Annotated in this window: 14 protein-coding genes; 7 read left to right on the forward strand and 7 right to left on the reverse strand. The window is 58.1% G+C overall.

Translation table 11 applies throughout. From position 1 onward, the window contains the following. Positions 1 to 15 precede the first annotated feature (15 nt). A complete protein-coding gene (locus tag F6Y09_RS16185; protein ID WP_152207987.1) occupies positions 16 to 309 on the forward strand; it encodes a hypothetical protein in 294 nt (97 codons plus the stop codon). Between the two features lie 193 nt (positions 310 to 502). On the opposite strand, the gene F6Y09_RS16190 is transcribed toward F6Y09_RS16185, so the two are convergent. The 6 genes from F6Y09_RS16190 to F6Y09_RS16215 form a co-directional block, all read right to left on the reverse strand. Beyond that, positions 503 to 2,305 (reverse strand): AMP-dependent synthetase/ligase, encoded by a 1,803-nt coding sequence (locus tag F6Y09_RS16190; protein WP_152207988.1) that lies wholly within the window; start codon positions 2,303 to 2,305, stop codon positions 503 to 505. Then, on the reverse strand, positions 2,302 to 3,111 hold the full coding sequence (locus F6Y09_RS16195) for an ABC transporter ATP-binding protein (RefSeq protein ID WP_152207989.1): 810 nt from the start codon (positions 3,109 to 3,111) through the stop codon (positions 2,302 to 2,304). The genes F6Y09_RS16190 and F6Y09_RS16195 overlap by 4 nt, the downstream gene beginning before the upstream one ends. An 8-nt stretch (positions 3,112 to 3,119) precedes the next feature. Next, positions 3,120 to 4,328 (reverse strand): ABC transporter substrate-binding protein, encoded by a 1,209-nt coding sequence (locus F6Y09_RS16200; protein WP_152207990.1) that lies wholly within the window; start codon positions 4,326 to 4,328, stop codon positions 3,120 to 3,122. Positions 4,329 to 4,411: 83 nt separating this feature from the next. Beyond that, positions 4,412 to 5,455: a branched-chain amino acid ABC transporter permease gene (locus F6Y09_RS16205; RefSeq protein WP_152207991.1), complete on the reverse strand. Its 1,044-nt coding sequence runs from the start codon at positions 5,453 to 5,455 to the stop codon at positions 4,412 to 4,414. A 1-nt stretch (position 5,456) separates the two neighbouring features. Then, a complete protein-coding gene (locus F6Y09_RS16210) occupies positions 5,457 to 6,335 on the reverse strand; it encodes a branched-chain amino acid ABC transporter permease (protein WP_152207992.1) in 879 nt (292 codons plus the stop codon). Further along, the gene (locus F6Y09_RS16215) at positions 6,335 to 7,150 is read right to left on the reverse strand and encodes an ABC transporter ATP-binding protein (protein WP_152207993.1); all 816 of its coding nucleotides are present in this window, start codon (positions 7,148 to 7,150) and stop codon (positions 6,335 to 6,337) included. The genes F6Y09_RS16210 and F6Y09_RS16215 overlap by 1 nt, the downstream gene beginning before the upstream one ends. A gap of 248 nt (positions 7,151 to 7,398) precedes the next feature. On the opposite strand from F6Y09_RS16215, the gene F6Y09_RS16220 reads away from it, so the two are divergent. Then, complete coding sequence (locus tag F6Y09_RS16220) at positions 7,399 to 8,193, forward strand: enoyl-CoA hydratase-related protein (RefSeq protein ID WP_152207994.1); 795 nt, start codon at positions 7,399 to 7,401, stop codon at positions 8,191 to 8,193. 27 nt (positions 8,194 to 8,220) lie between these two features. On the opposite strand, the gene F6Y09_RS16225 is transcribed toward F6Y09_RS16220, so the two are convergent. Beyond that, positions 8,221 to 8,880 carry an energy-coupling factor ABC transporter permease gene (locus tag F6Y09_RS16225; protein WP_152207995.1) on the reverse strand — a complete coding sequence of 220 codons (660 nt, stop codon included), beginning with the start codon at positions 8,878 to 8,880 and terminating at the stop codon, positions 8,221 to 8,223. Between the two features lie 183 nt (positions 8,881 to 9,063). On the opposite strand from F6Y09_RS16225, the gene F6Y09_RS16230 reads away from it, so the two are divergent. Genes F6Y09_RS16230 through F6Y09_RS16250 form a run of 5 tightly spaced genes read left to right on the forward strand, consistent with a single transcriptional unit; the run spans position 9,064 to position 13,265 of the window. Further along, positions 9,064 to 9,846, forward strand: coding sequence for a glycosyltransferase family 2 protein (locus tag F6Y09_RS16230; RefSeq protein ID WP_152207996.1), 783 nt, complete (start codon positions 9,064 to 9,066; stop codon positions 9,844 to 9,846). Position 9,847: 1 nt separating this feature from the next. After that, on the forward strand, positions 9,848 to 10,516 hold the full coding sequence (locus tag F6Y09_RS16235) for a TVP38/TMEM64 family protein (RefSeq protein WP_152207997.1): 669 nt from the start codon (positions 9,848 to 9,850) through the stop codon (positions 10,514 to 10,516). A 9-nt stretch (positions 10,517 to 10,525) separates the two neighbouring features. Continuing rightward, complete coding sequence (locus F6Y09_RS16240; RefSeq protein ID WP_152207998.1) at positions 10,526 to 12,274, forward strand: ArnT family glycosyltransferase; 1,749 nt, start codon at positions 10,526 to 10,528, stop codon at positions 12,272 to 12,274. Positions 12,275 to 12,323: 49 nt separating this feature from the next. Further along, positions 12,324 to 12,554: a hypothetical protein gene (locus F6Y09_RS16245; protein WP_152207999.1), complete on the forward strand. Its 231-nt coding sequence runs from the start codon at positions 12,324 to 12,326 to the stop codon at positions 12,552 to 12,554. Positions 12,555 to 12,572: 18 nt separating this feature from the next. After that, positions 12,573 to 13,265, forward strand: coding sequence for a VIT1/CCC1 transporter family protein (locus tag F6Y09_RS16250; protein WP_152208000.1), 693 nt, complete (start codon positions 12,573 to 12,575; stop codon positions 13,263 to 13,265). The last annotated feature ends 127 nt before the right edge of the window (positions 13,266 to 13,392 follow it).

Below are 13,392 nucleotides of genomic sequence, written 5' to 3' on the forward strand. Positions count from 1 at the left end.
CCGGAGTACCAACCCATGAAAAAATTACACATGAAAGGCCGAATCCTCCAGCTCATCAGCGCCAGACACGATGAAGGCGTCTGGGATTGGGAGCTGACAGACGCTCTGATGAGTGAGTACGGCCTCGCCGGTCCTTACTGGCGGGGCAACACACGGGTGACCCTGACGGACCTGTTTTCCACCGGCATTATCGAAAGCGTGGAAGAAAAACTGGACGATCAGGGCTACTTCGGCGTCGGCCGGGTCCTGTTCAAGTTCCGGCTCAATGCCTTTGGCCGGCAGCGCATGCTGGACACCGAACTGGCCTGACAGATGGGCTTTGCCTGATCATTCAACTTCACGAGGAAATAACATGTCTGAATTCTGGGGATTTCCAGGTGCCGATATCCTGGCTGTAACGGTAATCATTGTCTTGAGTGGCCTGGCTTTATACCAGGCCCGCACGTTCGTCACCAAGATCTGAGGCAATACGGCAAAAAGGCCGGTACTGATTACCGGCTTTTCAGGCGTAAAGGGATTCAATCGCGTCGGAGTATTTTTCGTAGACTTTGCTCCGGCGCACCTTCATGGTAGCCGTCACCTCGTCGTCGTCGTGGTCGAGTTCCTTTGTGAGCAAATGGAAACGCTTGATCTGAGCCACCGGCGGCAGCTGATCGTTGCCTTTGTTTACTTCTGCCTGAATCAGTTCGGTCACCCGCTCCTGCTCGGTCAGGCTGCGGAATGTCGTGTAGGCCATCCGCTCCTGCTCGGCCCATTTGGCAACCGTGTCGTAATCAATCTGGATCAGGGCGCAAACATACTTCCGGGCCTCGCCAATCACGATGCATTCCTTGATATAGGGGCTGGCCTTGATGGTGTTTTCGATCTCGGTGGGTGAGAGGTTCTTGCCACCTGCGGTGATCATGATGTCCTTCAGGCGGTCGACAATTTTTAGCTGGCCATCCCGCCATTCGCCCACATCCCCGGTGTGCAGCCAACCGTCTTTCAGGGTTGAAGCGGTGGCTTCGTCGTTCTTGTAATAGCCCTTGAACACACTGCCGCCGCGCATGATGATTTCATTGTGTTCACCGAGCTTGACCTCGACGCCGGAAACGGCGACACCCACGGTTCCGAGATGCACGTCATCCACTCGCTGGGCGGTGGCGACGCCGGTGCTTTCGGTCTGGCCATAGACTTCCACCAGGGGAATGCCGATGGTCCGGAAGAATTTCAGAATGCCCGTGGAAATCGGCGCAGCGCCGGTCAGTGCAATGGTGCAGCGACGCAAGCCGATGAAGTTCTGCAGCGCCCGGAGCACCAGAAAGTAACTGAGGCCGAACAGGCATCTTTCTTTCAGGCTCCACTGCGTTCGGGGCTTGGTGGCCATGGGGGTACAGACCCGGATTGCCCAGTTAAACAGCGCCTGCCGGAACCGGCCGGTTTCCTGGATTTTGATATAGATGGACGAATGCAGCTTTTCCCAGATTCTCGGCACCCCCAGGAAAAAGGTCGGGGCAATTTCCCTCAAGTCTTCCTGGATTGTCCTCAGGCTCTCGCCAAAGCTGACTGCACTACCCACGTAGACTGGCGCAATGTTGGTGAATGCCTGTTCCGCTACGTGGCAAAGTGGCAGGTAGGACAGGCTGGAGCCATGCTCATCGGCCCGCAACAGATCGATCAGTCCGGGCGCCGCCGCGTGGAGATTGCCCCAGGTGACCATGGCGCCCTTGGGCCGCCCGGTCGATCCCGATGTGTAGATCATCAGGGCGGTGTCATCCATGTGCTGGCCGTCCAGTAACTCATCCACCAGTCCGGGGTGCGCCGTCTCATATTCCCGGCCCCGGGCTTCGATGTCCTCGAACGCCGCCGGTGGCTCCGGATAATAGCGCAGGCCCTTCATATCCATCGCAATGCTATGCTTTAGTTTGGGCAGCCTGGGCCAGGCTTCCAGCACCTTGTCGGTCTGCTCCTGGTCCTCGCACACCACAAATTCCGCATCACTGTGCTCAAGGACGTAGGCCACCTCACGCCAGGGGCTGGTCGGGTACACGCCCACACAGATACCCCCGACAATTCCTATGCCCATCTGGGCGATCACCCACTCCACCCGGTTTTCCGAGATGATGGCTACATGGCCGCCCTGTTGCAGGCCAAGGGCACGCAGCCCCAACCCGAAATGCCGGGCACGCGCGTAGTAATCCTGCCAGGAATAGGCCTGCCAGATACCGAAGTCTTTCTGGCGCAGGGCCAGCGCCTCGGGCCGCGCTTTGGCATGGGCCCTCAGCATCTGCGTCAGAGTAAGATCGGGGATGAAAGGTGTTGTCATGAAAGCCACCGTTTACGGCGTTTGTAGTGCTTGATATCCCGGTAACTGCGGGTCTCGCCTCCGGCGCCGCCAACGCCGAGGTAGAATTCCTGCACGTCCTCGTTGGCCATGAGTTTGTCGGCCGGGCCGTCAATCACGATCTTGCCGCTCTCCATGATGTAGCCGTAGCTGGCAATCGCGAGCGACACCGCGGCATTCTGTTCCACCAGCAAAATAGCGGTGCCCTGCTCGCGGTTGATCCGGGCCACGATGGTGAAGATTTCCTCCACCAGCAACGGCGCCAGGCCCAACGAGGGCTCATCCAGCATGATCAGTTCCGGCTGGGCAATCAGCGCCCGGCCGAGAGCCAGCATCTGTTGCTCACCGCCGGACAGGTAACCTGCCAGCTGTTTTCGGCGTTCCTTCAAGGCTGGAAAGTAGTTGTAAACCATCTCATAACTGTCGCTAAGGGATGGCTTGTTGCCCGTGAGCGCATAGGTGGCGGCAATCAGGTTTTCCTCAACGGTCAAATCCTCAAACACCCGACGACCTTCCATCACATGAAACAGCCCGTTGCGCACCAGTTTCTCGGGCGGCGTGCCCTTCACATCCTTGCCCCGGAAACGCACTTCCCCGGCGGTCACTTCGCCGTCTTCCAGCGTCAATAGCCCCGAAACACTTTTCAGAGTGGTAGATTTGCCGGCGCCGTTGGAGCCGAGGAGCGCCACAATAGCGCCCTTCGGCACCCGGAGTGACAGGCCCCGGAGGACCTGCACCGACTTGTTGTAAACCACCTCGATGTTATCGATTTCCAGTAAGGCTTCCATACTGCCCCTCAGTCGAGGTGAATCCACTCCGATACCGGCTCGTAACGGCCTTCTTCGGCATTGACCCGCCAGATACGGCCAACCGGGAAAGACATGTCCCGGACAGTGACCGGAATACCGATGATGCCACCGGTGTCCCAGTCCTTGATGGAGGCCAGGGAGGCGGCCATATTGTCAGCCGTCAGTTCTTTGCCGGCATCCAGGGTGCGCTTGATCACCTCGGTCCAGACCATGGCATTGAACCAGCCCTGCATGTAACCGGTGGGGCGATAGCCAGCTTCCGGATCACTCTTCTCGGCCTGCGCCCTCAGGGCATCCAGCATCGGCCCGCTTTCCTCACTGTCGTAGTAGTTGTAGGGCATCACGCCCATGTAGCCGTCCGCATCCGCACCCATCTTGTCGATAATCAGCTTGTCCGAGGACCAGAAAGTACCCATGAACCGGGTATCCAGGCCCATCTGGCGCATCTGCACCATGAACTCGTTGATCGGCGACAGCACGTAGCCGTGGAATACTACGTAATCCGGGCGCACCCGGCGCAGCTTCAAAATTTCTGCCGACACGTCCACGCTGCCGGGTTTGGTGACGATCGCCTCAACCACCTCAATGCCAAGTTCGGCGGCCCGGGCCTTGCCGTTCTCGATGGGGTCCTTGCCAAACTCGGTATCGCTATAGACGAAGGCCACCGTCGGCATGTCTCCACCCTCACCCTGGGAAGCTATGTACTCCAGGATGATGCCGAACATCTGACTGTAGTTGGGGCCGGGAATGAACTGGTAGGGGTATTGCTCATTATCCGTCAGTGCCGTGGCAAAGGAGGCGCCGCTCATCAGTGTGGTGCCCTGGCTGTTTAGCTCCGAGGCGATGGTCTTCATGAAACCGGTACTGTCACCGTAGTAGGTGGCCGGTGAATCACTGCCGGAAATCTTCTTGAAGGCCGCCACCGAGCGGTCCACCTCATAGGCAGTATCTTCCATCACATACTTCACCGGATGGCCATTGATACCACCCTGGCTGTTGATCCAGCTTGTGTAGTCCGTCAGGCCGGCATGGATGTGAATGCCGGCAAAGGCGAACACACCGGACAGCGGTATGGAGCCACCGAACACGATGGGTTCCTTGTCCTGGGCCATGGCTGGTCCGGCCAGGGTTAACGCCGCAACCAGGCTGCCAAGGCCGGCGAGCCGGCGACCTTTTTCGAGGATGTTTCTGAACATGTTTGTTCTCCTTGCTGCTTCTTGTTGTTGGTGTTGCGCGATTTCTTGGTGAAAGGCCCGTTGAAATTCTCGCTGGAAAACCGTTAATTCCGGAAGGGCCACAGGCGGAAAAAACGGCGAATGCGATGCCAGATCTCCGCGAGGCCATGAGGTTCAAAAATCAGAAAGCCCACAATCAGGGCACCGAAAATAATCTCCAGCATCGGCGACATGAACACAGGCGCATTGGGGTAGAAAGGTGTCAGGGCTGCGGTCAGCAGTTTCAGGGCTTCCGGCACCAGGGTCATGAAGGCGGCGCCGAGTATGCCCCCAAGCAGGTTGCCCATCCCTCCCACGATCACCGCCGCGAGATAAAAAATCGACATCGACAGCGGAAAACTCTCCGGCGTCACCACCCGGAAGAAATAGGCGAACAGGCCACCGGCCACCCCGGCATAGAAGGAGCTGAGGGCAAAGGACATGAGCTTGTAGCGCAACAGGTCTATGCCGAGAATCTCAGCGGAAATATCCCGGTCCCGGATGGCAATGAACGCCCGACCAATCCGGGTACGGAACACGTTGCGGGCGGCAAACACCATCAGCACCGACAGCGGCACGATGATGAAATACATCATGAAATCACTCTGGAAGGCCCACCCGAACAGATGCGCCGGCTCCAGGCTCAGGCCGCCCATACCGCCGGTGACCGACTCCCACTCGGCGAAGATGAAATGCAGGAACACACTGGCCGCCAGGGTGGCGATGGCCAGGTAAAGTCCCTTGACCCGCAGCGAAGGCAGGCCTACCAGAATCCCCACCGCGGCGGCCATAAGCCCTGCCAGCATCAGGGTTACCGGGAACGGCAGACCCGTATTGAGGGAGAGCCAGGCCACGGTGTAGGCACCCACGCCCATGAACCCCGCCTGCCCCAGGGAAATCAGGCCGGTAAAGCCGGTCAGAATGTTCAGGCCTGTGGTGCTGATCACCGCAATGCCTACCAGGCACCCGAGGTACAGCAGGTAAGAGTCGGCCATAAACGGGAATACCAACAGAATCACCAGAAGCAGCCCGAACCACAGTTTCTGGGTCTGGCTGGTCCAGATCGCCTCATCGGCCCCGTAGCTCTGTTTTGCGTCACCGATGCGCATCTTACACTCGCTCTATTTCGCGGGTGCCAAAAAGGCCGTAGGGGCGAATCACCAGAATCACGGCCAGCACCAGGAAGGTCGCCGGCATCCGGTATTCGCCGCCCAGGTAGGCGCCGGCCACGGTTTCCAGCCAGCCAATAAAGACGCCAGCCACCAGGGCACCCAGAATGCTGTCCAGGCCACCGACAATCACCACCACCAGCACACTCAGCCCGATAATCCCGAACTGGGGACTGAGGCCGCCGGTCGCGGCTACCAATACACCGGCCAGTGACGCCGCCAGCGAACCGAATACCCAGGCCATGTTGAACACCCGCCTCACGTTGATGCCCATGGAATAAGCGGCGGCCTGATCCGAAGCAGTCGCCCTCAACGCGATACCGCCCCGGGAGAACCGGAAATAGAGCAGGTAAACAATCAGCAGGGCGGAACCGATCAGGAAACCATAGGCAATCTTGGGAGCGAGATAGAGCGGGCCGATAAACACCGGCTCCCGGGGCAGGAAGCTGGGCAGCAGCTGCGGGTTGGCAGTCCAGATGAACTCCACCAGGCCGACCAGAATACTGGCAACGCCGATGGTCACCATCACCACCGAGATGGGGGATTCACCCAGCATTGGCCGAATCATGGTTTTCTCGATCACGCCGCCCAGTATGCTGCCACCGATCACCGCCAGCGGCAGTGCGATCCAGGCCGACATTTCCATACCGCCGGCAAAAGCCAGGAACAGGTAGGCCGCAAACATCATGATTTCGCCGATGGCAAAATTGATTACCCGGGTGGCCTTATAGATGATCACAAAACCCAGGGCAATCAGGGCATACAAGCCACCCATGGCCAGGCCAGCCAGGCTGATTTCGCCGAAGAACAACCAATCCATCAGGCAGCCTCCCCTTCCGGATTGAGTTTCTTGCGCAAACTGTCGATATCGCTATTGCCCAGATAGGCCCTGATCACCTCCGGATTTTTCTGGACCTCGGCCGGCAAGCCCTCGGTAATCACCTGGCCGAAATTGAGCACTGCAATGTGGTCTGAAATATCCATCACCATGCCCATGTCGTGCTCCACCATCAGCACGGTAATGCCCCACTCTTCCCGGATATCCAGAATAAAGCGGGCCATGTCTTCTTTTTCTTCCCGGTTCATGCCAGCCACCGGTTCATCCAGCATCAGCACTTTCGGCTGCATGGCCAGGGCCCGGGCCAGCTCCACCCGCTTCTGCAAGCCATAGGAAAGACTCGCCACCGGCTGGCGACGGATATGGTCGATTTCCAGAAAGTCGATAATCCGCTGTTCCACATTTTTGCGGACGGTCATCTCCTCCCGACGGGCCGGGCCGAAATAGGCCAGGGCGCTGAGCAGGCCGCTTTTCATGTGAACGTGGGCGCCGAGTTTGATGTTGTCGAGAACAGTCATACCCCGGAACAGGGCAATATTCTGGAAGGTGCGGGACAGGCCCAGCGCGGCCCGCTTGGGCGGTTTGATCCCGTTTGAAAGCACCTGACCCTGATAGCGGATGGTACCCTGCTGGGGCTTGTAGAATCCGGAAATGCAGTTGAACAGGGAGGTCTTGCCGGCACCGTTCGGGCCGATGATGGTCGTAATGGTATTTTCCGGCACGCGGAAACTGACGTCCTGCAGGGCCTTTACACCACCAAAAGACAGAGACAGGTTGTTGATCTCGAGGATGCTCACTTCACCTCCCGGCACCCTTGGCGCCGGACACACGGGCATCCGAAGACACTATGCTCATACCCACCCTACGCCCAAAGATGATTGTAATTTTTGTTTTTCTGACGCCGGGGTTCACCCCGAACCAAGCTTAAAGTAATCCATTCAGGCAACAATAGGCAAACCGCTCTATCCTGTTACCTGACCAATAGCCACAAATGCTACGCAGGGCGCTGGCCTTCAGACCTGCGGCTGCAGGGGAGCACGCAACCATGACAGATCAACTGGTCACCACCGGACTGGACGCCGAAACCGGCGTGGCAACCCTTACCTTCAACCGGCCAGAGGCCCTGAACGCGGTCAATGTGCCTATGGCGGAAGCCTTTCTGGCCGCTGTCCAGAAGCTTAAAAACCAGACCGGAGTGCGTTGTGTGGTTCTGACAGGGGCGGGACGCGCCTTTATGGCCGGTGGTGACGTATCCAGCATGGCCGGCACACCGGAGCAGGCGGGCAGGTCGATCAGCGCCATCCTGAATGCGGTCAACCCGGCCATCCTTCTGCTGCGCAGCATGGACGCTCCGGTGATCGCTGCAGTAAAGGGGGTTGCCGCCGGCGCGGGCCTGAGTCTGGCACTGATGGCGGACCTGGTTGTGGCCCGGGAGGATGCCAGATTTCTGGTGGCCTACAACGGTATCGGCGCGGTTCCCGACTGTGGCGGCAGCTGGTTTCTTACTCACAAGATTGGCGCCGGCAGGGCGGCGGAACTCATGCTGCTGGGCCGCACGCTCAGCGCCGCCGACGCCAAAGTCTGGGGCCTGATCACCGAATTTGCTCCACAAGACCAGTACGAAAAACTGCTGGCCGACATCATCACCAGGACGGCCAGCGGCCCAACCCGGGCCTTTGGCGCTTTCCGCCGGCTTACGGACAGGGCAAACGGCAATCAGCTCGCCGCACACCTGGAAGCGGAGCAGGCGGCGTTCCTTGAAATGACCCGTACCGCGGACTTTGCAGAGGGTGTCGCGGCCTTTCTAGCCAAGCGAACCCCGGACTTTCGCGGGCGGTGACCGGGATTTACTGAATCAGACGGAACGCTAGCGGTAACGCCTTTGATCCAGTGTTGTTAACCGGTCGGGGTGGAACACCATCAGGCCGGTAACAAAGGCACCATTCACAAAGCCCTCGGGAATCATGAACAGTGGCAGATAGCGCAGGTAGTCGTGCACCAGCTCGTCAAAGGTGTAAACGCCGCTGGACCAGAGCATCAGGCACATGACGGTTCCCGCGACGGCCACCGCAATGCCGGCACCGAAAAAACCGCAGAAAAAGATATATGCAAAGAAATTCCGGAAATCTCTCCGACGCTCCCAGAGCATGATCCAGTGGCTGACGAGTGCCGGCACCATCACAGTAACCAACCCGTTTGCGGCAAACATCAGCAACGGCTCCCGACCGGTAATCACCGTTATCACCAGAGCAAGCAGACCCGCCATTACGGCTAATGCCCAGCCCAGCATCAGCGTTAAAACAGTGATACCGAAAATATGGATGGCCAGGCCCGGGGAAATGCCCGCACGTAACTGCCAGGCAAAACCCAGCACAACCGCCGCGCCGAAAAAGGAGTGCTGCAGTGCGTTGTCCTTGCGCAGTGCCTGCCAGTCAATGGCACGCAGGGCCTGGGCCAGAATCACCAGGAAAAGGACCAGAGTAACCAGCCACTGGCTGGTGGACAGCAGGTTGTCAGTCATACCCATGGCAAGGTACCGCTGCAATCGGTTCTGGAACTGACATCATAACGGGGTACTCCCCTCACCGCCCACTTTTCCCAACCCCCGCCCTTAAGGTTAATTTAAGGTTACACGCCAATACTGCGGGTCCAGATCACTGAGGGCCTGCAACCCGCCCCGTTGATGTTCTGCGTTTGAGGATGTCTTGATATGGGCAAGGAAAAAACACTGTCGCTGGTGATTCCAGCCAAGGATGAACAGGAAAGTATCGGTCATCTGCTCACAGAGTCCTTTGACGTTATGGGGAATTACCCTGGCTTCGAGGTGGTTCTGGTGGATGACGGCAGCAGAGACCAGACACTGGACACCGCTGTGCGGACGGCCAGGGCCATAGGTGGCCGTCTTGTTGCGGTTCGCCATGATCAGAGCATCGGCCAGAGTGGCGCCCTGGCCACAGGCATCAGGCAGGCCAGAGGCGATCTCATTGTGACGATGGATGGCGACGGCCAGAATGATCCCGCGGACATCCCGACACTGCTGCAAACAGCAAACACGATCCGCGCTTCGGATTTCTGCATCGCCGGTTACCGCAAGAGCCGCAAAGACACCGCCTGGAAACGGTTCCAGTCGCGACTGGCCAATCGAGTTCGCGATGCGCTACTGCACGATGGCGTGCCGGATACCGGCTGTGGTCTCAAGCTGTTCCCCCGCTCCACATTTCTCAAGCTGACCTGGTTTGACCATGGCCACCGCTTTATACCGGCGCTGGTTCGGGGTATTGGTGGCGAGATCGCGATCGTGGAAGTAAACCACCGGCCACGTGCAGCCGGGGTCTCCAAGTACAACGCGTGGAACAGAACCTGGGCCGGAATACTCGACCTGTTCGGCGTGTTATGGCTGCTGCACCGCACGCGCATTCCTGTCATTGCCAACCCTGTCATCGCCGAGCCTGTGTATTCCGACACCCGCTCATCGGTAACGGAGCGGTCCTGAGATGTTCAACTGGTCCCGCTGGCTGGTGTTTACCGTGCTGGTTCTGATCGGCTATATGGCCATTCACAATGGCTGGTTCGATTTTATAGCGGACAGAGCTCAGGTAGCCAACTACATACACAGCCACGGGCTTGAGGGCCTTATGGCTATCATCCTGGCAGGCGCACTGTTTACCGGCATAGGCGCACCCCGCCAGCTGTTTGCTTTTGTGCTCGGTTTTGGACTGGGGGGCATCAACGGCACCCTGGCATCAACGCTGGCAGCCGCAATAGGCGCCACAGGTTGCTTCTTCACCGCACGCTGGCTGCTGCGGACATCCTTGACCCGCCGGTTCGGTCGGCGCATGCGCCAGTTCGACGAGCTGTTCCGGGAACAGACCCTGCTGAAGGTGCTCATGGTCCGCTTGCTCCCCGTCGGCAGCAACCTGGCGACCAACCTCGTTGCCGGTTGTTCTGACATCCGTTTTCTGCCGTTCCTGGCTGGCAGCACGCTCGGATACCTTCCGCAAATGCTGGTGTTCGCACTGGCGGGCGCCGGCATTGGCACCGCCGACGAATATCAGCTGATCCTGAGCGTTGGGCTGTTCATCGTGGCTTCGATGATCGGTGCTCTGCTCTACCACAATCAAAGAGCCCGAACTCTGGCCAATTCCGTTTACGATCATCCCTGAGACCGAACCATGCCTGCATCACCCTTCGTTCGCCATCTCCCTGAAGATCTGTTCAGCCTTCACCGTAACCAACTGCTTCTGTTACTGCTGGCGTTTGCCGCCGTGATGATTTTCACCGGTATCGGCCTGCGATCCCCGTGGCCGGCGGATGAACCCCGCTTTGCCGAGGTCGCCCGGGAAATGGTGGCGTCCGGACAATGGCTGATTCCCATGAGAGGTGGCGAGTTCTATCCGGACAAACCTCCGGTTTTCATGTGGAGCATTGCCCTGTTTTACTGGCTAACCGGAAATCTGAAAGTCGCCTTCCTGCTGCCCAGTGCGTTCTGCAGTCTTCTGACCCTGGGGCTGGTTTTTGATTTGGGCACGCGGTTATGGAATCAGCGTACCGGCACTATCGCTGTGTTGCTGCTCATGATCGCGCCCCAATTCCTGATCCAGGCACAGACGGCCCAGATAGACGCCATGGTCGCCTGCTGGATTACCGTCGCCTGTTATGGCCTGATCCGGCATTTTTTTACCGGACCGGCCTGGGGCTGGTACTTTGCAGCCTGGGCCTTTATGGGGCTGGGGATTATCACCAAGGGTGTCGGGTTTCTACCCGCCCTCATGGTTATCCCGATTCTGGTACTCGGACTACGGGACCGCCAGCTTTTTGCAGACACCCTCACCTGGCGCTGTGCGCTGGGGCCATTCGCCATGATGGCCGTGGTCGCGGCCTGGCTGGTTCCTATGGAGCTTTATGTAAACAACCTGGGCACTGAAGAAGCGCTCGCCTACAGAAACAACATACTCTTCAAGCAAACCGGGGAACGCTATGCCGACTCCTGGGGCCATATTCAGCCCTGGCATTACTATCTGGTCAGCGTCATTCCGTCCCTCTGGTTCCCGCTGCCGTTATTGTTTCTGGCCCTGATTCGGCCAGTTAAAGAAGCCATCCGGCAGCGCCCGGTCATTCTGGTTCTGCTGGCCTGGACGGCCCTGGTGGTGGTGTTTTTCAGCATCAGCCCCGGCAAGCGTGGGGTATACCTGCTGCCGGCATTGCCCATGTTCGCCCTTTCCATTGCTCCGGCACTCAGCGCCCACCGGCCAGCCCGATGGTTTCCCCCACTTCTGACTGGCCTGCATTTGCTGTTTGCCATAGCCCTGATAACCGTCGGTATCATGGCCTGGAGCGATCATCCCAAGCTGGTCGAAAAAATTTCTGACTATAGCCAAGACCCGGCGCGCCTGCATGAAGCCGGAACAATGGTCTTCAGCGTTGGTATGGTATGGCTGGCGAGTCTTGCTGTGCTCTGGCGCACTTATGCGCTGGGACGTTTCTTTATTGCTCTAATGATCAGCTGGCTGCTCTACACAACCTGGGGTTACCGCATTCTGGAACCCCTGCGTACCCCACGTAATATTCTCGCAGCAGCCGAACAAAGCGCTCCTTCCGATGCGCAGCTGGGTATGATTGATTTTAAGGAACAATTCATCCTGTTCTCCAGACTCGACTTCACTCACTTCAGCTATTTCAGCAACCGTGAGCAGGAAGAGCGCAACGCGTGGCTGTGGATGGCCAAAACAGCGGGCAGCTACCTTATTGTCGAAGACCAACCTGGCTATCAATGCTTCACCAGAAATGGAGCGATTTTTCTGGGTACAGCTCACAGGGACAGCTATCTTTTATTTGGTGATGAACAAATGAAGACCAGCTGTGCGCCTCCGGATAAGATGAAATGGTATACCACTCCAACTCCCGGCACCTGGCTGGATTGATCTGGCAGCGTATTAAGGCTGACCCCTAGCATCAACAAAAAAGTGGACCATGAAAAAACACGAAATAGAAGCCCTTCGGGAAAACAACCGCGTTGACGCGGTGAAAATCGTGAGATCCCCTTCAAATGCACGCGAATGGGTTGTGCTCTTCAAGGAAATTGAAGGGAAAAGCTTTTTCCTGATCTCTGACGAAGATCAGGTGTGTAGCTACGTAACTCTGGACGCGGCAGTCGAGACATTGGATGCGTTGGGATTTGCACGCGCGGAAATTCTGTTTTGATCAAGACAGGAGATCGTCATAAAACATACGGAGCACCATAAAACCCACCGGACAGGTTGGCTCAGAGCCGCTGTACTCGGTGCAAATGACGGCATAGTCTCCACTGCGAGCCTTGTTCTTGGTGTTGCTGCCACGGGGGCGAGCGTCGAAAACATCCTGGTCGCTGGAGTGGCGGGCCTCGTTGCCGGTGCCATGTCGATGGCCGCCGGAGAGTATGTCTCGGTCAGTTCCCAGGCCGACACCGAACGCGCCGATCTAATTCGGGAGCAAACGGAGTTGGAAGACAATCCGGAGCATGAACAGGCGGAATTAACGGCGATCTACGTCAGGCGCGGACTGGATGCCGAGCTGGCCTCCAGGGTTGCTACCCAGCTGATGGAGCACGACGCACTTGGTGCCCATGCACGGGATGAGTTGGGTATTTCCGAGGCCCTGGCTGCACGCCCGGTGCAGGCGGCACTTGCATCGGCCGGCACGTTTGCCGTGGGTGCCGCCCTTCCGTTGTTGATCGTTGTATTATTGCCGGTTTCCCTCCTCATGTGGGCCGTCTCGGGGAGTTCGCTGCTGTTTCTTGCGCTGCTGGGCTCGCTGTCAGCAAAAGCCGGCGGAGCCCCTGTGTTTTCGAGCCTCAGACGAGTGACCTTCTGGGGAGCTCTGGCAATGGCGCTCACAGCCGGGGTTGGAGCGCTATTCGGGGTGGTTGCTGGATGAGGCTCCAGCCCATCCAGTTCCGGCTGGGTTTGTGGATTCTTTATGATTAACAGTAGTATTAGTTATGTTGCGGGATGGCCTCAGCATTAAAGTCTGTCAACAATCCTCGCTTTGTAAACATTGGTGA

It is taken from the genome of Marinobacter changyiensis (assembly GCF_009193265.1).
GTDB lineage: Bacteria > Pseudomonadota > Gammaproteobacteria > Pseudomonadales > Oleiphilaceae > Marinobacter > Marinobacter changyiensis.

Bases quoted from the DNA above. Each gene is read 5' to 3' on its own strand.
- F6Y09_RS16200 (WP_152207990.1), bottom strand. From the start codon at position 4,328: ATGTTCAGAAACATCCTCGAAAAAGGTCGCCGGCTCGCCGGCCTTGGC.
- F6Y09_RS16220 (WP_152207994.1), top strand. From the start codon at position 7,399: ATGACAGATCAACTGGTCACCACCGGACTGGACGCCGAAACCGGCGTG.
- F6Y09_RS16210 (WP_152207992.1), bottom strand. From the start codon at position 6,335: ATGGATTGGTTGTTCTTCGGCGAAATCAGCCTGGCTGGCCTGGCCATG.
- F6Y09_RS16240 (WP_152207998.1), top strand. From the start codon at position 10,526: ATGCCTGCATCACCCTTCGTTCGCCATCTCCCTGAAGATCTGTTCAGC.
- F6Y09_RS16205 (WP_152207991.1), bottom strand. From the start codon at position 5,455: ATGCGCATCGGTGACGCAAAACAGAGCTACGGGGCCGATGAGGCGATC.
- F6Y09_RS16185 (WP_152207987.1), top strand. From the start codon at position 16: ATGAAAAAATTACACATGAAAGGCCGAATCCTCCAGCTCATCAGCGCC.
- F6Y09_RS16190 (WP_152207988.1), bottom strand. From the start codon at position 2,305: ATGACAACACCTTTCATCCCCGATCTTACTCTGACGCAGATGCTGAGG.
- F6Y09_RS16235 (WP_152207997.1), top strand. From the start codon at position 9,848: ATGTTCAACTGGTCCCGCTGGCTGGTGTTTACCGTGCTGGTTCTGATC.
- F6Y09_RS16230 (WP_152207996.1), top strand. From the start codon at position 9,064: ATGGGCAAGGAAAAAACACTGTCGCTGGTGATTCCAGCCAAGGATGAA.
- F6Y09_RS16225 (WP_152207995.1), bottom strand. From the start codon at position 8,880: ATGGGTATGACTGACAACCTGCTGTCCACCAGCCAGTGGCTGGTTACT.
- F6Y09_RS16195 (WP_152207989.1), bottom strand. From the start codon at position 3,111: ATGGAAGCCTTACTGGAAATCGATAACATCGAGGTGGTTTACAACAAG.
- F6Y09_RS16245 (WP_152207999.1), top strand. From the start codon at position 12,324: ATGAAAAAACACGAAATAGAAGCCCTTCGGGAAAACAACCGCGTTGAC.